At 74.1% G+C, this 20,873-nt stretch carries 25 protein-coding genes; 14 read left to right on the top strand and 11 right to left on the bottom strand.

Annotated elements, in window-relative coordinates; translation table 11 throughout:
* Positions 1–8 precede the first annotated feature (8 nt).
* The 10 genes from ACIA8L_RS30305 to ACIA8L_RS30260 are packed head-to-tail and all read left to right on the top strand — an operon-like array spanning position 9 to position 7,754.
* Positions 9–476, top strand: a complete 468-nt coding sequence (locus tag ACIA8L_RS30305; protein ID WP_395909983.1) for a hypothetical protein — start codon at positions 9–11, stop codon at positions 474–476.
* The gene (locus ACIA8L_RS30300) at positions 473–1,813 is read left to right on the top strand and encodes a Zn-dependent hydrolase (protein WP_395909982.1); all 1,341 of its coding nucleotides are present in this window, start codon (positions 473–475) and stop codon (positions 1,811–1,813) included. Before ACIA8L_RS30305 ends, ACIA8L_RS30300 begins: the two co-directional genes overlap by 4 nt.
* A complete protein-coding gene (locus tag ACIA8L_RS30295) occupies positions 1,810–2,661 on the top strand; it encodes a hypothetical protein (RefSeq protein ID WP_395909981.1) in 852 nt (283 codons plus the stop codon). The genes ACIA8L_RS30300 and ACIA8L_RS30295 overlap by 4 nt, the downstream gene beginning before the upstream one ends.
* Positions 2,654–4,039, top strand: coding sequence for a dihydroorotase family protein (locus ACIA8L_RS30290; protein ID WP_395909980.1), 1,386 nt, complete (start codon positions 2,654–2,656; stop codon positions 4,037–4,039). Before ACIA8L_RS30295 ends, ACIA8L_RS30290 begins: the two co-directional genes overlap by 8 nt.
* Before the next feature lie 29 nt (positions 4,040–4,068).
* A complete protein-coding gene (locus tag ACIA8L_RS30285) occupies positions 4,069–4,203 on the top strand; it encodes a hypothetical protein (RefSeq protein WP_395909979.1) in 135 nt (44 codons plus the stop codon).
* Positions 4,200–5,219 carry a PrpF domain-containing protein gene (locus ACIA8L_RS30280; protein ID WP_395909978.1) on the top strand — a complete coding sequence of 340 codons (1,020 nt, stop codon included), beginning with the start codon at positions 4,200–4,202 and terminating at the stop codon, positions 5,217–5,219. Before ACIA8L_RS30285 ends, ACIA8L_RS30280 begins: the two co-directional genes overlap by 4 nt.
* A gap of 34 nt (positions 5,220–5,253) precedes the next feature.
* Positions 5,254–5,751, top strand: coding sequence for an orotate phosphoribosyltransferase (locus tag ACIA8L_RS30275; RefSeq protein ID WP_395909977.1), 498 nt, complete (start codon positions 5,254–5,256; stop codon positions 5,749–5,751).
* Complete coding sequence (locus tag ACIA8L_RS30270; RefSeq protein ID WP_395909976.1) at positions 5,748–6,521, top strand: hypothetical protein; 774 nt, start codon at positions 5,748–5,750, stop codon at positions 6,519–6,521. Before ACIA8L_RS30275 ends, ACIA8L_RS30270 begins: the two co-directional genes overlap by 4 nt.
* Positions 6,522–6,537: 16 nt before the next feature.
* A complete protein-coding gene (locus tag ACIA8L_RS30265) occupies positions 6,538–6,822 on the top strand; it encodes a PqqD family protein (protein WP_395909975.1) in 285 nt (94 codons plus the stop codon).
* Between the two features lie 5 nt (positions 6,823–6,827).
* Positions 6,828–7,754, top strand: coding sequence for a phosphotransferase enzyme family protein (locus ACIA8L_RS30260; protein WP_395909974.1), 927 nt, complete (start codon positions 6,828–6,830; stop codon positions 7,752–7,754).
* Here ACIA8L_RS30260 and ACIA8L_RS30255 read toward each other — a convergent pair.
* The 6 genes from ACIA8L_RS30255 to ACIA8L_RS30230 all read right to left on the bottom strand — a co-directional run bounded on the left by ACIA8L_RS30255 (position 7,637) and on the right by ACIA8L_RS30230 (position 12,419).
* Positions 7,637–8,449 (bottom strand): BtpA/SgcQ family protein, encoded by an 813-nt coding sequence (locus ACIA8L_RS30255; RefSeq protein ID WP_395909973.1) that lies wholly within the window; start codon positions 8,447–8,449, stop codon positions 7,637–7,639. The genes ACIA8L_RS30260 and ACIA8L_RS30255 overlap by 118 nt on opposite strands.
* Positions 8,450–9,187 carry an orotidine-5'-phosphate decarboxylase gene (gene pyrF / locus ACIA8L_RS30250; RefSeq protein WP_395909972.1) on the bottom strand — a complete coding sequence of 246 codons (738 nt, stop codon included), beginning with the start codon at positions 9,185–9,187 and terminating at the stop codon, positions 8,450–8,452.
* Positions 9,188–9,222: 35 nt separating this feature from the next.
* Positions 9,223–10,362, bottom strand: a complete 1,140-nt coding sequence (locus ACIA8L_RS30245; RefSeq protein WP_395909971.1) for a M20 family metallopeptidase — start codon at positions 10,360–10,362, stop codon at positions 9,223–9,225.
* A gap of 27 nt (positions 10,363–10,389) precedes the next feature.
* A complete protein-coding gene (tmk, locus tag ACIA8L_RS30240; RefSeq protein WP_395909970.1) occupies positions 10,390–11,043 on the bottom strand; it encodes a dTMP kinase in 654 nt (217 codons plus the stop codon).
* Positions 11,040–12,125 (bottom strand): hypothetical protein, encoded by a 1,086-nt coding sequence (locus tag ACIA8L_RS30235; RefSeq protein WP_395909969.1) that lies wholly within the window; start codon positions 12,123–12,125, stop codon positions 11,040–11,042. The genes tmk and ACIA8L_RS30235 overlap by 4 nt, the downstream gene beginning before the upstream one ends.
* Before the next feature lie 84 nt (positions 12,126–12,209).
* Positions 12,210–12,419 (bottom strand): hypothetical protein, encoded by a 210-nt coding sequence (locus ACIA8L_RS30230; protein WP_395909968.1) that lies wholly within the window; start codon positions 12,417–12,419, stop codon positions 12,210–12,212.
* Positions 12,420–12,563: 144 nt separating this feature from the next.
* On the opposite strand from ACIA8L_RS30230, the gene ACIA8L_RS30225 reads away from it, so the two are divergent.
* Positions 12,564–12,788, top strand: coding sequence for a hypothetical protein (locus ACIA8L_RS30225; protein ID WP_395909967.1), 225 nt, complete (start codon positions 12,564–12,566; stop codon positions 12,786–12,788).
* Here ACIA8L_RS30225 and ACIA8L_RS30220 read toward each other — a convergent pair.
* Genes ACIA8L_RS30220 through ACIA8L_RS30210 form a run of 3 tightly spaced genes read right to left on the bottom strand, consistent with a single transcriptional unit; the run spans position 12,773 to position 15,734 of the window.
* The gene (locus ACIA8L_RS30220; protein WP_395909966.1) at positions 12,773–13,696 is read right to left on the bottom strand and encodes an aldo/keto reductase; all 924 of its coding nucleotides are present in this window, start codon (positions 13,694–13,696) and stop codon (positions 12,773–12,775) included. The genes ACIA8L_RS30225 and ACIA8L_RS30220 overlap by 16 nt on opposite strands.
* Entirely contained in the window at positions 13,693–14,997 is a 1,305-nt protein-coding gene (locus ACIA8L_RS30215; protein ID WP_395909965.1) for an FtsX-like permease family protein, read from the bottom strand. Before ACIA8L_RS30215 ends, ACIA8L_RS30220 begins: the two co-directional genes overlap by 4 nt.
* On the bottom strand, positions 14,994–15,734 hold the full coding sequence (locus ACIA8L_RS30210) for an ABC transporter ATP-binding protein (RefSeq protein WP_395909964.1): 741 nt from the start codon (positions 15,732–15,734) through the stop codon (positions 14,994–14,996). Before ACIA8L_RS30210 ends, ACIA8L_RS30215 begins: the two co-directional genes overlap by 4 nt.
* Before the next feature lie 99 nt (positions 15,735–15,833).
* Between ACIA8L_RS30210 and ACIA8L_RS30205 the strand changes: the two genes are divergently transcribed.
* The 3 genes from ACIA8L_RS30205 (at position 15,834) to ACIA8L_RS30195 (ending at position 18,718) form a co-directional block, all read left to right on the top strand.
* Positions 15,834–16,712, top strand: coding sequence for a TetR/AcrR family transcriptional regulator C-terminal domain-containing protein (locus ACIA8L_RS30205; protein WP_395909963.1), 879 nt, complete (start codon positions 15,834–15,836; stop codon positions 16,710–16,712).
* A 146-nt stretch (positions 16,713–16,858) separates the two neighbouring features.
* Positions 16,859–18,256 carry a ferric reductase-like transmembrane domain-containing protein gene (locus tag ACIA8L_RS30200; RefSeq protein WP_395909962.1) on the top strand — a complete coding sequence of 466 codons (1,398 nt, stop codon included), beginning with the start codon at positions 16,859–16,861 and terminating at the stop codon, positions 18,254–18,256.
* 9 nt (positions 18,257–18,265) lie between these two features.
* The gene (locus ACIA8L_RS30195) at positions 18,266–18,718 is read left to right on the top strand and encodes an FMN-binding protein (RefSeq protein ID WP_395909961.1); all 453 of its coding nucleotides are present in this window, start codon (positions 18,266–18,268) and stop codon (positions 18,716–18,718) included.
* A gap of 12 nt (positions 18,719–18,730) precedes the next feature.
* On the opposite strand, the gene ACIA8L_RS30190 is transcribed toward ACIA8L_RS30195, so the two are convergent.
* A complete protein-coding gene (locus tag ACIA8L_RS30190; protein WP_395909960.1) occupies positions 18,731–19,663 on the bottom strand; it encodes an NmrA/HSCARG family protein in 933 nt (310 codons plus the stop codon).
* A 32-nt stretch (positions 19,664–19,695) separates the two neighbouring features.
* Entirely contained in the window at positions 19,696–20,619 is a 924-nt protein-coding gene (locus ACIA8L_RS30185) for an NADP-dependent oxidoreductase (RefSeq protein WP_395909959.1), read from the bottom strand.
* Positions 20,620–20,873: the final 254 nt, after the last annotated feature.

The following is a 20,873-nucleotide window of genomic DNA, read 5'->3' as shown; positions in this document are numbered from 1 at the left end:
CGACCACCATGACCACAGCCCACGAAGGCCTGTCCGCAGCGGTCGCCCGGTTGACCGGCGACGGGCCGGAGCCCCGCCTGAACCTGCTGCTCGACCCGCCCGCGACCGAGGTCGTCGGCCTCTGGATCGCCGATCAGGTCCGCTCGGGCGCCCCCGACCACGTCGTCACCTGGGACGAACCGCAGTCCGCCGTGCTGGCCTACGTCGTCGCCCGGGCTCTGGGCGGCACCGTCGTGCTCGCGGTCGAGAGCGAGGGCCTCGTCGACCTGCCGGACGCGCCGGGCCGCGGCCGGGCCGTGCTCGTCGCGGACCGGTTCGCCACCATGGACTCCCTCACCGCGCTGCTCAGCGTCGTGGAGAGCCGCGGCCTGGCGGTCGCCGCGGTGGCCGCCGCGACCGGCAGCGAGTCGCTCGACGTGATCGCCGCGGCCGGCCGGTATCCGGTCGTCACGCCGTCGCACGGGGGGACGGCGTGACGGGCCGGGCCGCGGTCGCGCTGCCACCGGGTGGGACCGCCGACCCCGAGCGGCTGATGGAGCACATCGAGCGCTTCGCCGAGCTGACCGCCGACCCCGGCGGCATCACCCGGCTGGCCTACTCACCCCAGGAGCGCGCGGCCCACGAGGTCTTCGCCGAGCAGATGCGGGACCTGGGCCTGAAGGTGTGGACCGACCCGGCCGGCAACAGCATCGCCGAGCGCGAGGGCCGGGACCGCGACCAGGGCGCCATCGGCACCGGCTCGCACCTCGACAGCGTGCCCGGCGCCGGCCGCTTCGACGGCATCGCCGGGGTCGCGGCCGCGCTCGAGGTCGCCCGCCTCGTCGTCGAGCACGACCTGCCGCACCGGCGGACGCTGCGGTTCGTCGCGTTCGCGGCCGAGGAGGGGGCCCGGTTCGGCCTCGCCTGCCTGGGCAGCCGGTTCGCCGCCGGGCTCATGCGGGAGGAGCAGCTGGCGACGGTGCGCGACGGCGACGGCGTGACGCTGGGCGCGGCGATGCGCGCGGTCGGGCTCGACCCCGGCCACGCCGTGGCGTCGCCCTGGCCGGCCCGGGAATGGTCGGCGTTCGTGGAGTTCCACGTCGAGCAGGGTGCGGTGCTGGAGGAGTGCGGCGCCCAGATCGGCGTCGTCGACCTCGTCTCCGGCAGCACCCGGCTGCGGCTGCGGATCGCCGGGCAGGCCTCGCACACCGGGGCCACGCCGATGCACCTGCGCCAGGACGCGCTCACGGCCGCGGCCGAGGTCGTGCTGATCGCCGAGTCGCTGGCCACCGACGCCCGCCACCGCGGCACCCGGGCCACCGTCGGCCGGCTCGACGTGGCACCCGGCTCCATCACCACCATCCCGGGCGAGGCGACGCTGAGCCTCGACGTCCGCGACATCGACAGCGACCGGCAGCGGGCCACCGCGACGGAGATCGTCCGCCGGGCCGCCGAGGCCTGCGCCCGCCGCCGGCTGCGGCTGGAGGTCGAGGTGCTCGGCGACACCTCGCCGGTCGTGCTGCCGATGTGGCTGCGGCTGCTGGCCGCGCGCAGCTGCGCCGGGACCGGCACGTCCTACCGGGTGATGACCAGCGGGGCGAGCCACGACGCGCAGATCATCGGGCACCTCACGCCCGCGGCGATCCTGTTCGCGCCGAGCCGGGGCGGGCTCAGCCACGTGCCGGAGGAGTGGACGAACGCCGCCGACCTGGCCCGCGGCACCGGCGTGCTGCTGGACTGCCTGCTGCGCGCCGACGGCGAGCTGGACCGGCTGTCCGCACTGGACAGTGACGCGGCCGGCGAACGGGCCCGGACCGGAGAGGAAAGCCGATGAGCGCGGACGCCATCCCGGACACCGAGCGGCTCGTGGTGCTGCCGGCCGAATCGGACTCGCGGGCCCGTGCCGGTACCACCGAAGCGCTCATCGTCTCTCACCAGCACCTCTCGGACCGCTATTGGCGCCTCGAACTGCTCGCGCCGGACATCGCCCGCACCGCGCAGGCCGGCCAGTTCGTGATGATCACACCGGCCCGGCGGACCGAGACCTGGCCGGTGCTGCCCCGCCCGATGGCGGTCTACGACACCGACCCGGCGGCCGGCACGGTCGTGATCGTCTACGGGGTGGTCGGCGCCGGCACCCGCCACCTGTGCGGGTTCGCGCCGGGCGAGTCGCTGGTCACCGTCGGGCCCCTCGGCCGGCCGTTCGCGGTGGCGCCCACGACCCGCTCCTTGCTGCTGCTCGGCCGCGGCATCGGCTCGTGCTCGCTCACGATGCTGGCCGCGGCCGCGCACCGGGCCGGGATGGACGTCACCGTGGTCTCCAGCGGCCGCAGCCCCGAGGCGACGGTCACCGGCGACTTCTACCGCGCCGTGGGCATCAAACCGGGCGAGGTGTACGACACCGACGGCAGCAGTGACCCCGGCGCGATCCGGGCCGCGCTGGCCGCGAGCGGGACCGTCGCCGGCCTCATCGCGGTCTGCGGCTCCCGGCGGCTCACCGCCCTCGCCACCGAGCTCGGCGCCGCGTGGGGCGCCGACGTCCAGGTCTCCCTGGAGGCGCACATGGCGTGCGGCATCGGGTACTGCCACGGCTGCTCGACCGGCACCCGCTCCGCGCACGTGGAGGCGCCGCTCATCTGCCGCGACGGCCCCGTGTTCCGGCTGGGCGGCGGCCATGCCTGACACCCCCGCCCGGCACGACCTGCTCGTCACCGGCGGCCGCGTGGTGACCCCGGACGGCGTGCGGGACGTGGCCGTGGCGGTCGACGGCGGCACCGTGACGGCCCTGCTCGACCGGGCCGACGGGGCCACCGCGGCCCGCCGCGTCGACGTCGCCGGTCGATACGTGCTGCCCGGGCTCATCGACTCGCACGTGCACTTCCGCACCCCCGGGCTGACCGAGAAGGAGGACTGGCGGCACGGCAGCCGGGCCGCGGCCGCCGGCGGCGTCACCACGGTCATCGACATGCCGAACACCCGCCCGGCCCTGACCGACCCAGCCGAAATCGCCGCCCGGGCCGCGCTGGTCGCCGGCGAGTCCCTGGTCGACTACCGGTTCCATCTCGGCGCGAGCCCGCAGCGGCTGGCCGCCCTGGGCGAGCTCGACCCGCGCGACGCGGTCAGCGTGAAGATCTTCATGGCCGGCCACCACACCGCGCCCGACGTCATCCGCGACGCCCAGACTCTGGAGCGGGCCTTCGCCACCGCCGCCGCGGCCGGTCTGCGCCTCGTCCTGCACGCCGAGGACGAGGCGGTGTTCGCACTGCTCGACGCCGCGAACCCGGCCCCGTCGACGTACGCGGCGCTGGAGCCGGCCCGGCCCCGCTCGGCCGGCATCGTCGCCGTCGCCCGGATCATCGAACTGGTCCGCCGGTACGGCACGAAGGCCCACGTCCTGCACGTGTCCTCGCTGGAGGAGGTCGCGCTGCTGGTCGCCGCCCGCCGGATCGGCCTGCCGGTCAGCTTCGAGGTGACCGGGCACCACCTGTCCTTCACCGCGGCGGACGCGGACCGGCTCGGCGCCCGCATCCGCATCAGCCCGGCGATCCGCACCGCCGCCGACCGCGACGCCCTGTGGCGCACGCTCCTCGACGGCGAGCTCGACACGCTCGGCAGCGACCACGCCCCGCACACGATCGCCGAGAAGGCGCGGCCGCTGCCGGACGCACCGCCGGGCATCCCGGGGGTGCAGGAGCTCGCGACCGCGGTCTTCACCGGCCTGCGGCGGCGCGAACCGGCCGCACCGGTCGAGTCCCACCTCGCGCGGATCGCGCACCACTACTCGCTGCGGCCGGCCCAGCTGTTCGGGCTCAGCGGGCGCAAGGGGGCGATCGCCGTGGGCCGCGACGCCGACCTCGCCGTGTTCGACCCGGCCGACACCTGGATGTTCGCCGGGCGCGACGTGCAGAGCAAGGCCGGGTGGTCGGCGTACGAGGGCTGGACCTTCGCCGGCCGGGTCACCACGACGATCCGGCGGGGCGCGGTCATCTGGGACGCCACCGGCGAGCCGTCCTTCGGCGACCCCGACGGCATCTGGCTGGGCGCCGAACGGCCGGACTGAGCACACCGACGACGACCACGGGGGACGACATGGGCACGATGATCAGCACCGGGCGACGGGCCGGCCGGCGGCCGCAGCCCGACCCGATGCCGCCGGACCCGGACGCGGCCCGCGGCGGCGAGCACGAGGCGTTCACGCACCGGGGCGGGCGGGGGCCGGCGTGATCACCGGTATCGCGCACGCCATCGGCGCGGCCGGCCCCACCGCCGTGCTCGACCTCGCCACGCTGCCGAAGCACGGGCCCGGCCTGGCCGCCGCGCTGGCCGAGGTGCGGGCCCGGCTGAGCGCGGCCGGTCTGGGCAACGTCTCGAAGATCGCGCTGGTCCAGCCGGCCGCCGGCCCGGACGCCGACCTCGAGCTCCGGTTCGTGCAGGCGCTGCCGGACGGCCTCAACCGGTTCGAGTTCGGCGGCGCCGGCGGGCACTCCGTCCTGGCCGCCGTCACCGTCGCCGCCCGGGCCGGCTGGATCGCCCCGCTGGACCCGATCCGGCCGGTCCGCGTCCGGACCCTCGACAACGGCGGGCTCGTCGTGTGCACCGCCCGCGCGGCCGGGCCGTCGCTCTGGCGGTTCGACGCGGAGTTCGTCAACCACCCACCCCGGTCCCTCGACAGCCTGCTGACCACCGGGCGACCGGTGGACACCGTCGGACACGCCGGCGCCGCGTACCAGGTGTCGATCGTGTCCATGGGCCGCCCGTATGTCTTCGTCGCGGCCCGCGCGCTCGGCCTGGACCACCCGGCGAGCCTGTTCGCGGCCGACGAGCGGGTCCGCCTGCACCTGGAAGGCATCCGCCGCAGCGCCGCCGCGTTCGCCGGGCGGCCGGCGGACGGCGCCGCGCCGAAGGTGGCGGCGGTGGGCGTGGCCGAGGACGGGCGGCTGTTCCTGCGGGCGTCAGCGGTCGCGGGCTGGCACCCGACCCTCCCCCTCACCGGGGCGGGCTGCCTCGCGGCCGCGGTGACGATCCCGGGCACCATCCCGCACGCCCTGGCGGCGCGCGGGCGGCACAGCGGGTCGCAGGCGCCGCTCGACGTCGACACGCCGGGCGGCCGGGCCGCGGTGGCGACCTTCATGGCCCCGCACCGTCCGGACGCGCTCCAGTCGGTGTCGATCGGCGGGACGGAGGTGCTCGTCCTGTCACCGGCGGCCCGCGCCACGCCGCCGCTCGCCCCGCACACCTGACCGACGTCCACCCCCTGAAAGGACAGTGAGCACGATGAGCCACCGGGACGAACTGCTGGCGGTGATCCGCGACTACGACGCGGACCTGCGCCGGGTCGCGCTCTCGGCCCGCGCGGCCGGGCTGATCGGGCAGGTCATGCTCGAGCTGACGCAGGACCTCGACTACGCCGCGGCCGGCGGGCTGACGATCCGCGCGGACCCGATCGCGACCGCGATGATGCACGTCGCCGGGGCGCGCGGGGACAACCTCGACGCGTTCGTCGTCCGCGAGGCCGGCACCGCACACGGGATGCAGCAGCCGATCGAGGGGCCGGAGATCGCCGGTCGCCGGGTCCTGCTCGTCGCCGACACGTGCACCACCGGGGACTCGGTCCGGGCGGCGCTGCACGCGGTGCGGGCCGCGGGCGCGATCCCGGTCGCGGTGGCCGTCGTCGCCGACCGGGGCACCGGCGCGCGGGAGAAGATCGAGGCCGAAGGCGTCGAGTACCGGGCCGCCTACCGCCGCCACGACCTGGAGGTGCGGGCCGCATGATCCCCACCGACCACGTCGTGGCCGAGCTGCGCCGCCGCGAGCTGGCCCCGCCCGCGTTCCAGTCGCTGTTCCTGGCCGGGTCGCTGGTCCGCGGCTGGGGCCACGCCCGCAGCGACGCCGACGCCTACCTGATCGTCGACGAGCCGTGGGCCGGGCCGTCCAACGCCGACATCTCGGTGCGGCTGAACCCGCCCAAGGTGCCGGCGAACGTGTTCGACCTGGACGACCGGCGGTGGGAGGTGCGGTACTGGCAGGCGGGCCAGGTCGACGAGCTGCTGGCCAAGGTTTCCTGGGCGGCGTTCGAGGGCGGTGCGGTGCTGTCGAACCTGACCGTGCCGGAGTCGATCCTGCTGGCCCGGCTGCCCTACGCGCATCCGATCGCCGGCTCCGGCTGGCTGGAGCGGCGGCAGGAGGAGCTGGCGAAGTCGGCGTTCCGCGCGATCGTCATCACCCGCCTGCTGTCCACCGCCGAGAGCGGCGTGGAGGACGCCCTCGGCCTGCTGGAGTCCGGCGACGACCGGGCCGCCGTCCTGGCCGCCCAGGCCGCGTTCCTGGCCCTGGTCGACGCGTTCACCGCGTACCACGGCGACGTGGGGTTCGAGGTGAAGTGGCGGGCCCGCCGCATCGCCGAGCTCGGCTCCCCGGTGCTGCCGGCCGACGCCTTCTGGGACGTCGTCACGATGCGCGGCCTCGACCCCGACCGGCCCCGGGCGTGGGTCGAGTCGGTGCTGCTGCGCTGCCGGGAGCTGTCGCTCGAGGTCGAGATCTAGACCGGAGGAGGTGACCATGGACCAGCTCGATCCCGATGCGGTGCCGGTGCCCCGGCTGGAGGTGCGGACCCGGACCGTCCGCGGCGTCATGCACGTGGCCCTGGGCGACGTCGCCCTGGAGCTCTCCGACAGCGCGCGGTTCATCTGGAAGAAGGTCGACGGCCGGCGCACGGTCGGCGACATCGGCCGGCTGCTCGCGGCCGAATACGGCATCGACGCCGGCGAGGCCGTCGCCGACACCGGTGAGGTGCTGCTGGGCCTGGCCGAGCAGTCGTTCGTGGACGTACCGGGCCGGGCCTGAGCACAGTGGACGGTGACGTCGGGCGGATCGCGGCCCGCTTCGGCGGGTCGCCCCCGATCACACCCCTGGCCGGGCCGTGGGGGCACAGCGGCGTGTTCCGGGCCGGGGCCGTCGTGCTGAAGTGCTGGCGGGGGCCGCGGCGGGAGCGGGGCCTGGTCGAGACGGCGCAGCTGCGGTCGTTGCGCGCGGCCGGGTTCGCCTCCGCTCCGGCCCCGGTCGCCGGGCGTGGCGGGTGGTGGGAGTACCACCGCGATGTTCTTTGGACCGCGCAGGAGTATGTCGAGCCCGTCCCGGGACGCCCGGCGGGGACGGCGGCGGCCCGGATCGGTGCGGTCCTCGCGCGGCTGCACGCCACCGAGCCGGACCCGCGGCCCGGGGACCGGTCGCGGATCGACGACCTCGCCGGCCTCGACCTCGCCGCCGTCCCGGCCGGGCACGCCCCGGCGGTCGCGGCGGCGCTGCGCCACGTGCTCGACCGGCGGGCCGAGCTGACCGGGCTGCCGCGGGGCCGGGTGCACGGCGACGTCAACTTCGACAACGCGATCCTGGGCCGCGGCGGGCGGCTGGTCCTCATCGACTGGGAGTTCACCCGCCGCGACGTGCGGGTCCTGGACCTGGCGACGCTGCTCGCGCCGAAGCGGCGCCCGGACGGGTCGTTCCGGACCGCGGGCCCGGCCCTGATCGCGCGGATCGTGGCCGGCTACCAGGCGGCCGCGGCCGAGCCGCTCGGCCCGGACGAGCTGCGGCTGCTGCCGGCCGCGGCCCTGGCGCACTACCTGCTGGTGCTGCGCGACGTGCTGGCCGCCGGGAGCCCCTATGCGGCAGTGGTCGCCGCGGCGGTGGCGGAGCTGCAGGCCCGGACCGTCTTCATGAGCAGCTCGACCCGGGCCTCGTCGATCGGGTTGGCGGCGCGGCCATCGACCTTGAAGTAGCTGCCGACGATGAACGCGTCGGCGGCGTCGTAGATGTCCGGCAGGCTGTCGGGCGTGACGCCGCTGCCCACGAGGATCGGGCCGCTCGTCGCCCGGCGGGCGGTGCGCAGGTCCTCGGGTGCGGTCTCCAGGCCGGTCAGGTCGCCGGAGACGATGACGCCGTCGGAGTACACCGAGAGCTCCCGCACCTCGTCCTGCAGGTCCGGATGGGCGAAGGGCCGCGAGTGCTTGACCCGGACGTCGGCGTAGACGGCCACGTCGCAGCCGAGGTCGCGGCGGCGGCGCAGGGTCTCGTGGCCGGAGCCGGTGACAATGCCCTGCGCGGCCAGGACCGCGCCCAGGTGCACGTTGACGCGGATGAAGGAGGCGCCGGTGGCGGTGGCGATCGCCAGGGCCGCGGCCGCGTCGTTGCGCAGGACCGCGACCCCGACCGGGACCGGCGCCATCCGCACGACCTCCCGCGCGACCGCGGCGAGGGTGGCCGTCGTCTCCGGTGGCACCGGGCCCGGGTGGAACGGCCCGTCCCGGAAGTTCTCGACGATGAGCGCGTCGACGCCGTGGCGCAGGAACACCTCGGTCTCGGCGAGCGCGGCCGTGTAGATGCGCTCGACGTCGCCGTCGTACCGCGGCGAACCGGGCGTCGGCAGGAGGTGGACACACGCGATGACGGCCTTCTCCGGGAGGGCTGCTGGCATCTACGACGCTCCTTCGATCTCCGCGATGACCTCGCGGGCGGCCTGCCGGCGGTCACCGGCGGTGAGGATTCGGCGTCCCACGACGAGCAGCGACGAACCGGCGGTGATGGCCTCGGCGTGGGTGCCGATCCGCTTGTGGTCGTGGCCGCTGCCGCCGGGCGAGCGGGTGCCGGGGGTCACGTAGAAGAAGTCGGCCGGCAGGTCGGCCTTGACCAGGTCGATCTCGGTCGGGGCGCAGACGATGCCGTCGAGGCCGGCCTTGGCCGCCAGCTGCGCCCGCCGGCGGATCTCGTCCTCGACCCCGCCCGGGATGTTGAGCTCGTCGTTGAGCTGCTGCTGGTCGATGCTGGTCAGCAGGGTCACGCCGATGAGCTTCGGGCGCGGCCGGCCGATCCGCTCGGCGGTCCGCTCGGCGCTGGCCACGAACGTGCGCATCATCTCGACGCCGCCGGCCGTGTGCATGGTGACGATGTGGACGCCGAGCTCGGTGACCGCCTCGCCGTAGCCGGCGACCGTGTTGGGGATGTCGTGCACCTTGAGGTCCAGGAAGATCTTGACGCCGCGGGCGAGCAGGTCGCGCACCAGGTCCGGACCGTGCATGGTGAATGCGGAGTTGAGCTTGAAATAGCCCACGACATCGCGCAGCTCGTCGACCAGGTCGACGATCTGCGCCCGATCGGACATATCGAGAGCAAGGCAGATCCGGTCCTTGCTGGAAATGTCGTTGACAATGCCCACTGCGCGCTCCATTCAGCTGGAAAGGTCGCGCCAGACTAACACACGCCACCGATGAGCAAACGCTCGAAGATTTGAACGGCGGCATTGACTTCGGTAAGATCGATGCCCTCGATTTCACCATGTGAGAAACGCGCGTCGCCGGGCCCGAAGACCAGGCTGGCGGCGCTGAAACCGGCCAGCACACCGGCCTCACTGCCGTAGGCGAAGGTCTCCGGTTCACACCTTCCGGTGACATCCTTCACAGCCGTGAAAAATTCGGCCAGAATGGGATTGCCGGTCGGGCACCGATTCGGCGGCGAAATGAACGACAGTTCATTCATGGCGAAGTCCAGATCGGCCGGGACAGCGGTGCGCAGCCGCCCGACGATCTCGGCCGCGAACTCCTCGCCGCTGACGCCGGGCAGGAATCGGCCGTCGAACCAGACCGTCACCTCCTCGGCCGCCAGATTCATGCCGCCGTCGCTGTCGATCCGGGTCAGGGTCAGCGTCGGCGCGCTGAGGTCACCGGCCGTGGCCGTGGCCGCGTAGTCGGCGTTGATCCGGCGCACCCCTTCGACGAGGTCCGTCGCCGCCGTGATGGCGGTGCGCGGCTTCGGATAGGCCGCGTGCGCCTTGGGCCCGCGGACCCGCATCGAGCCGCGGATGATGCCCTTCTGCGCGACGATCGGCACCAGGCCGGTCGGCTCCCCGGTGACCGCGAGGGTCGGGCGCATGTGGTGCTGGGCCAGGGCGTTGGCCCCGAGCAGCAGGCACTCCTCGTCGATGGTCGCGGCCAGGAACGACTCGCGCCGGTCGGGCGCCCGCGCGGCCCGGTGGAACGCGGCCAGCATCGAGGCCAGGGAGCCCTTGGCGTCGGCGCTGCCCCGGCCGTACAGCATGGTCCCGTCCCGCACCGGCTGATAGGCCGCGGACGGCCCGCCCTGCGGGTAGGTGTCCATGTGCGCGGTCAGCAGCACCACCGCGTCGTCGCCGGCGCCGCGCCGGGGCAGGTGCCCGATGACGTTGCACCGCCCGTCCTTGACCTCCTGCAGCTCCGTCTCGACCCCCCAGGACCGCAGCAACCCGGCGACGTGCTCGCCCAGCTGCCGCTCGTCGTCCGGGCCGCCGGTGGACAGCAGCGGATTCACGCTGCGCACCGCCACCAGCTCCGCGAGCAACTGCGCCGAATCCAGCATCGGCCGCTCCTCCCCCGTGATGAACAGCTATCCGTCGATGTGCGCGAGGAGCGCCGCGGTCACCTCGTCCGCCGGGGCCGTGCCGTCGACGGTCACCAGCTCGGACCCGAGCTCCTCGTAGACCCCCGTGATCGACTCGATCCGGTCGGCCGCCTTCTCCTCGTACTTCAGGTCGGCCCCGTCGCGCTGCCGCAGCCGGCTCAGCAGCTGCCCGGTCGGCACCCGCAGGTAGAAGGCGTGGTCCGGGCGCGGAATCCCGGCGTTGATCGCGGCCAGCAGCCGGAAGTCCACGCCCCGGTGCACGAACACGCCGAACGTCGCGTAGACGTAGCGGTCGCACAGGACCACGGCCCCCCGTTGCAAAGCCGGGTCGATGACCTCCATGACGTGCCGCCGCCGGTCGGCCGCGGCCAGCAGCGCCAGGATGTGCGCCGTCTCCACCGAGCCGCCCTGGTCGTGGAAGACCTGGACCTCGGCCAGCCGCCGATACCAGTCCGAGGGCTGCCGCGTCTCCACCACCTCGCGCCCGCGCGCCCGCAGGGCCGCCGCCACCTGCTCGACCTGGGTGGTCTTGCCGGAGCCGTCGAAGCCGACGATCGAGACCAGCAGGCCGCCGTCGGTGCGGGCCGGGCGGAACATGGTGCTGAGCGCGTCGAGGTCGACGCGGGACGTGGTCTTCATGAGGTCGCGAGGTTCCTTAGCTGCTCGTGGGCCTGGCCGAACTGGGTGTGGACGTCGTTGCCGAGGGGCGTGAAGACAGTACCGGCGTGCGGGGCCAGCAGTTCGAGGTCTCGGGTGTGCCGGCCGGACACGGCGGCCAGGTGGGCCTCGAACGCGGGCCGGTCGGCGGCGGGCACCCGGCCGGCGGCCAGCGCGGCCGCGAACACCTGGGTCTCCACGTGCTCGGTGAACAGGCCGTGGAAGAGGTCGTAGACCGTCCGGCGGTCGGTCGCCGGGGTGCAGTCGGCCAGCGCCGCGTCCGGGTCGACCCGGAAGAAGTCGGGCCGGGCCAGGGTCGCCTCGCTGAACAGCACGTGCCCGCCCTGGTGCACCAGGTGCTCCAGGAGGAACGCGGCGTCGCTGCCGTGGCGGTTCTCGTCCAGGTTGATGAAGATCATGCCGTGCATCCCGAGCGCGGCGAACGACTCGGCACCGGGGTGGCGGAACACCAGCACGGAGCGGACGGACTCGATGAGCGCCGCCGCGAGCTCCGGGCGCACCACCGTCACGAGCTCCACCGCGCGGGCCAGCCCGCCCGCCGCGACCTCCGGTGCGACCGGCTCCAGCCGCTCGGGCGCCTCGACGTTGTCGTCGAGGAAGCGGCGCAGCACGGGGTCGACGGGGCCGGCCAGCTCGATACGGGTCCCCGGCACGAACGCGCTCGGCTCGAGGGGGTACTCCCCGCCACCGTCGCCCAGCACCGTGAACACGCGGCGGCCGGCGTCGTAGCGGAGTTTGCACTCGGCCGCGGGCCGCCCGGTCGCGATGTGCCCGATCCCCGGGAAGACGGCCACACCGGCGTCGTCCGTGATCGCCACGGCGTCCCGGTCCGGATCGAAGAGCAGCTGGTCGATGGCCATCCCGGTGAGGCCGCCCTGGGCCAGCCGGGCGAAGAGCCGCGGCTCGAACCAGGCCCGCTCGGGCGCGGACGCGGGCCCGGCACCGTCGGTCAGCGTGCGCATCACGCCGGCGAGCTCGTGCCGGCCGGCGACGCGCCGCTTGTCGAGCAGCTCGTCCAGGCCCGGGTGGCCGGTCAACGCCATGGCGCTCTCCTTCACAATGCTCGGCCAACGGCCTCGAAGGCGGCGACCGCCGGCAAACCCGGCGGCCGCCGCGCTCACGAGTACTTACTCGGCGTCCTTCTGGCAGCCCTTCTTGACACCGCTGTTCGCGAGCTGGTTCAGCAGATCCGCAGACATGACACCCCTCCAATCGGGAGCTTGGGAATCGCTCAGAATTGGGCGATCTCCAATACTTAACAGCGTCCCGAGCGACGGGTCAAGCACGCTTTCCGCGCCATGGAAAGCAATTCTTGAGGGGTTGGCCAGCCGCGCCATTCACGGCATAATGCCAGCTGACAGCCATTGACAGGCCTGACCGATAGCGCGCGATTCGGCGATTACCGAATTGCTTGACGGGCACCGGGGCGACGTTTTATTTTGCCGATTTCGCGTTCTGGAGAGGACACCACCATGCCGCACGTGAACATCAAGCACTGGCCCGGGCCGCTCACCGATGCGGAGCGGGCGAGCCTGGTCGATTCGCTCGCGCTGGCGGTCAGCACGGCATTCCACTGCGACCCGGGTGTCGTGTCGATCGCGCTGGAGCCGGTGACGCCGGAGCAGTGGCAGGAGCGCGTGGTGACGCCCGAGGTGGTCGAGCGGCGCGAGCTGCTGATCAAGACCCCGGACTACGCGGCCGGGTGATCGAGCTCGTCCCACAGCGCGGCCGGGACCGGGTGCTCAAGCAGGGCCGCGCTCTGCTCGATCTCCGCCGCCGACCGGGCGCCCACCAACACCGCGGCCACGACCGGGTGGCGGAACGGGAACTGCACCGCCGCGGCGAGCAGCGGCACGTCGTGGCGGGCGCACGCGGCCCGGACCCGGCGGGCCTGCGACGACTGGCTTTCGAGCAACAGCCCGCCTTGGTACACCCCGGCGTCCACGATCGCCACCCCGCGCTCGGCGCACAGCGGCAGCAGCTCCGCGGCGCCGGACCGGTCGAGCAGGGTGTAGCGGCCGGCCAGCAGCACACAGTCCACGCCGGGCTCGGGGGCGTCGCGGATGAACCGGGCGGCCACATCCGCGTGGTTGACGCCGAGGGAGACGGCGGCAATCCGGCCGCTGCGGCGCAGCCGGTCGAGGGCCGGGTATGCGGTGCCGAGCGCCGCCGCGTAATCCAGCTCCGGGTCGTGGATGTGCAGGACGTCGACCCGGTCGAGGCCGAGGCGGTCGAGGCTGTCGGCGAGCGAGCGGTAGACCCCGTCGGCCGTGTAGTCGAGCCGCGGCCCGAGGCCCGGCGGCGGGTCGGCCCAGATTGGCTGCCCGTCCGGGCCGCCCGTTTCGATGAGCCGCCCGACCTTGGTGCACAGCACGTATTCGGCGCGGGGCCGGTTGTGCAGGGCCTGGCCGGTGCGGCGTTCCGAGCGGCCGTAGCCGTACACCGGGGCCGTGTCGAACAGTCGCACCCCGAGCCGCCAGGCCGCGTCGACGGTGGCCTGCGCGGCCGCGGCGGGAACCGCGGTGTGCAGGCCACCGATGGAGGCGAGGCCGAGCCCGAGGCGGGTGACGGTGAGGTCCGTGCGGCCCAGGGGTACGCGGTCGCCGGGCTTCATGCCAGTGACGTCACCGCCGGTCCGCGCAGGGTCCGGCGGGCGGTCCCGAGGAGGGCGGCCCCGGCCAGGCCGGCCGCGACCGCGACGACGACCGCGTAGGGCAGGAGCGAGGCGTCCGGCCACAGGCGGCCGGCCCGCGCCGAGCCGAACGGCAGGATGGTGAACATCGCCGCCGCCGTCCCGGCGAGCACCCCGGTGACCGCGGCGAGGAGCCCTTCGAGCATGACCATCGCGAGGAGCTGGCCGCGGGTCGAGCCGGCCAGCCGCTGCTGGGCGAACTCCCGCCGCCGGTGGGTGGTGGCCGCGATGAGGGTGTTGACCAGCATGACCGCCACGAACAGGGTGATCATGCCGACGACCACGTAGTTGAGGGTCTTGACGTCCTGCGCGTAGTCGGGCTGCACGGTGCCGGCGGCCGCGGTGTTCTCGATGTCCTGCATGTAGACGGTGCCGGTGGCGATCCCGGCGAACAGGGTCACCGGCATGACCGTGCCGGCCAGCGGCCGGGTGCGCTGCCGGACGCCGATGACGGCCAGCTCCCCGGCCGCGCCGAGCCGGCCGACGAGCGGGCCGAGAGCCGCGGTGACCAGGCGCAGCAGCTCCGGGGCGAGCAGCGCCAGGCCGAGCGACGCCCAGATCCCGGCCTGCCCGGCGGTCTGCATCGCGTCGATACCCTGGCCGTCCATCACCGTCGCGGTCACCACCGCGCAGCTCGACCCGGCGAGCAGGAACACGACCGCGCCCACCCGGCGCCGGCGCCAGGTCGTACCGGTACGGCCGGCCCGGCGCGCGGCGGCGAAGGCGGCGATGACGGACCCGAGCAGCGTGACCCCGAACCCGGCCGCGAGGGCGACGGCCCCGAACTCGAACCCGACCGCCGCCGCGACCTGGCCGGTGTTGCGCATCAGCCGCAGCAGCAGCCGGCCCAGCAGCAGGCCGACCGGCACCGCGAGCGCGGCCGCGACCAGCGCGACGGCCGCGGCCTCGGCGACGACCATCCGGCGCAGCTGCCGGCGGGTCGCCCCGATCCGGTGCAGCGCGGTGATCTGCCCGGCCCGCTGCCGCACGGCGAGGGTCAGGGTGGAGGTGACCGCGAACGCGACGATGACCAGGCACCAGCCCCCGCCGACGGCCGCGGTCGTCGTCAGCGAGTCGGCACTGGCCGGGTCCGGCGTGGCGGCGGCGGTGTCGAGGAGCGACGCGAACGCCATGAGCAGCGCCGCTCCCAGGAACGACGAGAGCAGGGTGGCCACGAACCCGCCGGGCCGGTGGCGCAGGTTGCGCAGCGCGACGCCGATCATGCCGCACCGCCGGCGGTGACGAGGTCGCCCAGGTGCGCCAGCCGCTCCGCGACGGCGGCGGCGGTCGGGGTCCGCAGCGCGCCGGCGAGGCGCCCGTCGGCCAGAAACATCACGGTGTCGGCGTACGAGGCGGCGACCGGGTCGTGGGTCACCATGACGACCGTGCGGCCGTGCCGGTCGACGACGGAGCGGAGCAGCCCCAGCACGTCACGGGCGCTGCGCAGGTCGAGGGCGCCGGTCGGCTCGTCGGCGAAGATGACGGCCGGCTCGGTGACCAGGGCCCGGGCCACCGCCACCCGCTGCCGCTGACCGCCCGACAGCGCCTCGGGGCGGTCGTGCCTCCGGTCGGCCAGGCCGAGCTGTGTCAGTACCCCCGAAATGGTCTGGCGGTTGGGTTTTTGACCGGCCAGCCGCAGCGGCAGCCGGACGTTCTGCTCGACGGTCAGCGCCGGCAGCAGGTTGTAGTCCTGGAAGACGAACCCGACGCGGCGGCGCCGGAACTTGGTCATCGCGGTGTCACCGGTGGCGGTCAGCTCGGCCCCGTCGATGAACACGCGCCCCGAGGTGGGCCGGTCCAGGCCGGCCGCGCACTGCAGCAGGGTGCTCTTGCCGGAGCCCGAGGGCCCCATCACGGCCGTGAAACTGCCGGCCGGGAAGCCGACGGTGACGCCGTCCAGGGCGGTCACCGTCGGGCCGTAGGTCTTGCGGAGCGACTCCAAACGCACGACATCAGTCATGTGGTACAGCGTATTAGTGCACTAGTGTCAGAGATAGTGAGGCTGTCCCCAGTATCCGCCCACCGGTGTGCAGGCGTGCACTAGTGCACAATGGGCGGTGTGGAAGACGCGCCGTACCGCCGGATCGCCGCCGCCCTGGCCGCCCGGATCGCCGCGGGGACGCTGGCCCCGGGAGAGCGGATCCCCTCGACGCGCCAGCTCATGGCCGAGCACGGCATCGCGATGGCGACGGCGACCAAGGTCCTGGCCACGCTGCGCGAGGAGGGTCTGGTCGAGGCGGTCCGCGGCGTCGGCACGGTGGTGGCCGCGGCGGAGGGTAGAGCACCGCTCCCCGACCGGGCCGCGGTGGTCGCCGCCGCGATCGCGATCGCCGACGCCGAGGGCCTGCCGGGGCTGTCGATGCGGCGCCTGGCCGGCCAGCTCGGCCTGCCGACGATGGCGGTCTATCGCTTCGTGGTCGACCGCGAGGACCTGGTCCTGCTCATGATGGACAAGGTGATGGGCGACAACCCGCCGCCACCCATGCCGGGCGACGGCTGGCGGGCCCGCGTCGAGGCGATAGCGCGCCTGCAGTGGCGGATGTACCGCCGCCACACCTGGCTGGCCCAGGCCGTCTCCTTCACCCGCCCCCTCGTCGCCCCGAACGCGATGGCCCACACCGAGTGGACGATGGACGCCCTGCCCGGCCTGGACCCCACCACCCGGTTCACGGCCGCGGTCCTGGTCGCCAACTACGTCCGCGGGACGGCGGTGAACCTGGCCGAGGAGGCCCAGGCCGAGCAGGACAGCGGCCTGACCGAGCAGGAGTGGATGCGGGCGCAGGAAGAGCGGATTTCGGGGGTACTGGCCGACGCCCGCCACCCGCTCATGGCGTCCTTCATCACCAGCCCGGCCGCGCAGCACTTCAGCCTCGACGGGCTGTTCGAGTTCGGCCTGCAGCGCCTCCTCGACGGCCTGGCCCCGCTCCGGCCCGCCTGACAGCCGGTTCACAGGCTGCACACAAGCAACGTGCGACTTCGCTGCCGTACTCATGACGCATGCAGCCGACCCCCACGAGCCCGCCTCTTAGTGAATTCTTAGCCACGAATAGTCGCACTCTCAACAACTTGGCCGATGCTCGAAGCATGACGACGACCCTGGCCCCGCCCGCCGCCCCGCGGGCTGTGCTGCCCGTCACGCCGAAGTGGTGGGCGGACGCGGGCGCGGGCGTCGCGTGGGTGAGCATGCTGGTGGTGCTCGCGCTCTGGGTCGCCAACGACGGGGTACAGGACCTGGGTGGCGCGTGGCCGGACGCGCTGACCTCGCTCGGGCGGCTCACCGGGCTGCTCGCCTCCGACCTGCTGTTGCTGCAGGTGCTGCTGATGGCCCGGGTGCCGCTGGTCGAGCGGGTGTTCGGCCAGGACCGCCTCGCGCGCTGGCACCGCTGGATCGGGTTCAGCTCGTTCCACCTCATGGTCGCGCACATCGTGCTCATCACGATCGGCTACGCCGGTGCCGCGCGGACGGATGTGCCCGGTGAGCTGTGGGAGCTCGTCGTCGACTACCCCGGGATGCTCCTGGCCACGGCCGGGACGCTGCTGCTCGTGCTCGTCGTCGTGACGTCGATGCGGGCGGCCCGGCGCAAGCTGCGGTACGAGTCGTGGCACCTGCTGCACCTGTACGCGTACCTCGGCGTCGGGCTCGCCCTGCCGCACCAGATCTGGACCGGGACCGACTTCACCGGCTCGGCCTGGTCCCGGGCCTACTGGTGGACCCTGTACGCGGCCGCGGCCGGCGCGGTCCTGGTCTGGCGGGTCGGGGTGCCGCTGTGGCGCAACGCCCGGCACCGCCTCGTCGTCGACCGGGTCGTCGCCGAGGGGCCGGGGCTGACGTCGGTGTACCTGCGCGGCCGCGACCTGGACCGGCTGCCGGTGCGGGCCGGGCAGTTCTTCCAGTGGCGGTTCCTCGACGGTCCCGGCTGGTCCCGGGCCCACCCGTACTCCCTGTCGGCCACCCCGCACACCGGCGTGCTCCGCATCACCGTCAAGGACCTCGGCGACGGCAGCGCCCGGGTGGCCCGGCTGCGCCCGGGGACCCGCGCGCTGATCGAGGGGCCGTACGGCCGGCTCACCGGCGAGCACCACAGCGGCGGCCCGGTCGTCCTGCTGGCCTGCGGCATCGGGGTCACGCCGCTGCTGGCCCTGCTCGGCGAGCTGCACCTGGCCCCGGGCCAGGCGACCCTGGTGTACCGGGCCGGCAGCGAGGCCGAGGTCGCGTTCCGCGCCGAGCTCGACTGGCTGGCCCGCCACCGCGGGGTCCGGGTCGTGTACCTCCTCGGCCCCCGCGCCCGCCGCGAGTCCTGGCTCCCCGCCTCGGCTGCCGGGCTGAGCGACGCCGAGGCGCTGCGCCGGGTCGCCCCGCACGTCGCCGCGGCCGACGTGTACCTCTGCGGCCCCGAAGCCTGGACCGTGGCCGCCGCGGCCGCCGCCCGCACCGCCGGGGCCGCCCCCGCGCGCATCCATACCGAACAGTTCGCCTGGTAGGAGCATCCCGTGCGACGTATCACCCTCTGGCTGCTGTCGACCCTGGCCGGCCTGGTGCTGCTGTTCAGCTACCGCACCAGCCTCGGCTCGGCCGCCCCGGCCACCACAACCGCCGGCGCCGGCGGCACCACGTCCGGCACCACGACGACCACCGACCCGACCACCGGCGCCGCTGCCGGCGGCGGGACCACGTACCAGGGCTCGGTGGCCGCGACCCGCTGGGGCGACGTCCAGGTCACCATCACGGTCGCCGACGGCAAGATCACCGCCGTGTCGGTCCCCGTGTACCCGAACGGCAACGGCAAGGACCGGCAGATCAACGCCCGCGCCCTGCCGATCCTCACGCAGGAGACCATCGCCGCCCAGAGCGCCGACATCGACACCGTCTCCGGCGCCACCGTCACCAGCGACGGCTACAAGGAGTCGCTGCAGGCCGCCCTCGACGCCGCCCACCTGAACTGACCGGCCGGCGGCTCAGGTGGTGATCCGGTCGCGGTGGGCGGTCAGGAAGCCGGCCAGGGTGAGCGGGTCCGGGTTGTAGGCGCGGGCGGCGTCGAGGTCGCGGCGGCCCAGGTAGGAGTCGGGGTACTCGGCGTAGTACTGGAACATGTTGCCGAGCTCGTCGGCGCCCGGGAAGCCGAAGCCGCGGAACTGGTCGTGGGTCGGGGGGCGGTACGCAACCGGCTCGCCCAGCGCGGTGCCGAGCGCGGCGGCCATCTGCTCGCCGGTGTGGTAGCCGCTCACAACCGGTACCACTGCGCCGATCGTCGCTTCTGGCTCTTGCAGCACGCGCAGGGCGACCCGGCCGATGTCGTCGGAGGCGACACCCGCGATCCGGGTGTCACCGAGCGGCAGGTGCAGGGCCAGGGTGCCGTCCGGGTCGCGCCGCAGCTGCAGCAGGTTGTCCCAGTAGAAGGACATCAGCAGGTACGTCGTCGGCAGGCCGGACTTCGCGAACAGGGCGTCGGCGGCCCCGCCCTTCACGTCGAAGTGCGGGACCCGGTAGCCGTCGGCCAGCCACGGCATCCGCTCGTCGCCGGCCGGGATCGCCTCGCGGGTGTCCTCGAGCGTCGACCACAGCACGTGCCGCACGCCGGTGGCCTGTGCGGCGGCGATGAAGTGCTCCACCTCGGACAGCTCCCGGGCCGGGGAGCGGTGCTCCCAGTAGGGCGTCACCAGGAACGCGCCGTAGGCACCGGTCAGGGCCCGGCGCAGGCTCGCCTCGTCGGTGAGGCTCGCCTCCACCACCTCGGCGCCGAGGCCGGCCAGGGCCTGGGCCTTCGGTGACGCGGCGTCGCGGGTCACGGCCCGCACGCCGAACTCGCCGCCGGCCAGCAGGGCCCGCGCGACCGCGCCGCCCTGGGTGCCGGTCGCGCCGAGCACGGTGATCACTCTGTCGTTCGACATCGGACGTTCTCCTCTTCGGGAACTGCGCCAACTCACGCGACGATGACGGTCTTGCCGGGCAGCGCGCCCGTGGCCGCCTGGGTGTGCACGGACGCCAGCTCCGCGAGTGGGACCCGCTGCGCGACGTCGATGCGCAGCTCGCCCGAGTCGACCAGGGCGACCAGCCGGGCCAGCTGCTCGGCGTCGCTGCGGACGAACAGGTCGATGCCGCGCACGCCGCGCTGCTCGTCGGACGGGGCCGGCATCCACACGGTGGTGTTGACCAGCACGCCGCCGCCGCGGATCAGGTCGAGCAGCCCGGCCAGCCGCGCCGGCTCGACCGGGGCCAGGTTGAGCACCGCGTCGACGGTGGTCCGCGGCGTGCCGGTGGTGTGGTCGACGACCTCGTCGGCGCCGTGGGCCTCGGCCCGCTCGGCGCTGTTGGGGCCGGCGACCGCGATCACGTAGGCGCCGGCGTGCTTGGCCAGCTGCACCGCGTAGCCGCCGACCGCACCACCGGCACCGTTGATGAGCACGCGCTGGCCGGCCGTCAGCTTCGCGTGGTCGAACAGCGCCTGCCACGCGGTCAGGCCCACCGTCGGCAGGGCGGCGGCGTCGGCCAGGGGCACGCTCGCCGGGGCCGGAGCGAGGATCTCGGCCGGGGCCACGACGTACTGCGCGGCCGCGCCGTCGCCGGCCATCGGCAGGAACCCGACGACCCGGTCACCGACCTGGACGTCGGCGACGCCCTCGCCGAGCGCGGCGACCGTGCCGGACACGTCGATGCCCGGGGTGTGCGGCAGCGCCACCGGGATGGGTCCCTGCATGAAGCCGCCGCGGATGTTGCCGTCGACACCGTTGAAGGAGGTCGCGGCCACCTGGATCAGCACCTGGCCGGCGCCGGGGACGGGCTGCTCGACATCCTCGTAGCGCAGCACGCTCGGGTCGCCGTACTCGTGGAATCGCACTGCCTTCATCACAAGCCTCATTTCTCGGGGGTACCGTGATGCTTCGTATTCGAAGCACTTCACGACCATAACACGCTTCGGATTCGAAGCAACCGGTCCGACGTGTGAGCCGGCCGACAGGCGCCAGGTCCGGCTGGGCTTCACTTCGCTCGGTTCGGCCACTTGAGCGTCGCGTGGCCGGGCGGCCGGGTGAAGGCCGAAGTCATCCGCGGACAAAGAGTCCGTGGATCAGCGCAGCCGGCGGAGTTCCTCCTCGCTCGGCG

This window comes from Dactylosporangium sp. NPDC051541 (assembly GCF_044454505.1).
Classification (GTDB): Bacteria; Actinomycetota; Actinomycetes; order Mycobacteriales; family Micromonosporaceae; genus Dactylosporangium.
Note: the sequence above shows the minus strand (reverse complement) of the source record. Positions and strands in the feature narration are given on the sequence as shown.

Coding starts and splice junctions, on each gene's coding strand:
- tmk (WP_395909970.1), bottom strand. CDS start 11,043: ATGAAGACCACGTCCCGCGTCGACCTCGACGCGCTCAGCACCATGTTC.
- ACIA8L_RS30210 (WP_395909964.1), bottom strand. CDS start 15,734: ATGACTGATGTCGTGCGTTTGGAGTCGCTCCGCAAGACCTACGGCCCG.
- ACIA8L_RS30220 (WP_395909966.1), bottom strand. CDS start 13,696: ATGAAGCCCGGCGACCGCGTACCCCTGGGCCGCACGGACCTCACCGTC.
- ACIA8L_RS30275 (WP_395909977.1), top strand. CDS start 5,254: ATGAGCCACCGGGACGAACTGCTGGCGGTGATCCGCGACTACGACGCG.
- ACIA8L_RS30230 (WP_395909968.1), bottom strand. CDS start 12,419: ATGGCGCGGCTGGCCAACCCCTCAAGAATTGCTTTCCATGGCGCGGAA.
- ACIA8L_RS30245 (WP_395909971.1), bottom strand. CDS start 10,362: ATGCTGGATTCGGCGCAGTTGCTCGCGGAGCTGGTGGCGGTGCGCAGC.
- ACIA8L_RS30200 (WP_395909962.1), top strand. CDS start 16,859: ATGACGACGACCCTGGCCCCGCCCGCCGCCCCGCGGGCTGTGCTGCCC.
- ACIA8L_RS30255 (WP_395909973.1), bottom strand. CDS start 8,449: ATGCCAGCAGCCCTCCCGGAGAAGGCCGTCATCGCGTGTGTCCACCTC.
- ACIA8L_RS30285 (WP_395909979.1), top strand. CDS start 4,069: ATGGGCACGATGATCAGCACCGGGCGACGGGCCGGCCGGCGGCCGCAG.
- ACIA8L_RS30190 (WP_395909960.1), bottom strand. CDS start 19,663: ATGTCGAACGACAGAGTGATCACCGTGCTCGGCGCGACCGGCACCCAG.
- ACIA8L_RS30270 (WP_395909976.1), top strand. CDS start 5,748: ATGATCCCCACCGACCACGTCGTGGCCGAGCTGCGCCGCCGCGAGCTG.
- ACIA8L_RS30235 (WP_395909969.1), bottom strand. CDS start 12,125: ATGGCGTTGACCGGCCACCCGGGCCTGGACGAGCTGCTCGACAAGCGG.
- ACIA8L_RS30215 (WP_395909965.1), bottom strand. CDS start 14,997: ATGATCGGCGTCGCGCTGCGCAACCTGCGCCACCGGCCCGGCGGGTTC.
- ACIA8L_RS30185 (WP_395909959.1), bottom strand. CDS start 20,619: ATGAAGGCAGTGCGATTCCACGAGTACGGCGACCCGAGCGTGCTGCGC.
- ACIA8L_RS30305 (WP_395909983.1), top strand. CDS start 9: ATGACCACAGCCCACGAAGGCCTGTCCGCAGCGGTCGCCCGGTTGACC.
- ACIA8L_RS30265 (WP_395909975.1), top strand. CDS start 6,538: ATGGACCAGCTCGATCCCGATGCGGTGCCGGTGCCCCGGCTGGAGGTG.
- ACIA8L_RS30290 (WP_395909980.1), top strand. CDS start 2,654: ATGCCTGACACCCCCGCCCGGCACGACCTGCTCGTCACCGGCGGCCGC.
- ACIA8L_RS30295 (WP_395909981.1), top strand. CDS start 1,810: ATGAGCGCGGACGCCATCCCGGACACCGAGCGGCTCGTGGTGCTGCCG.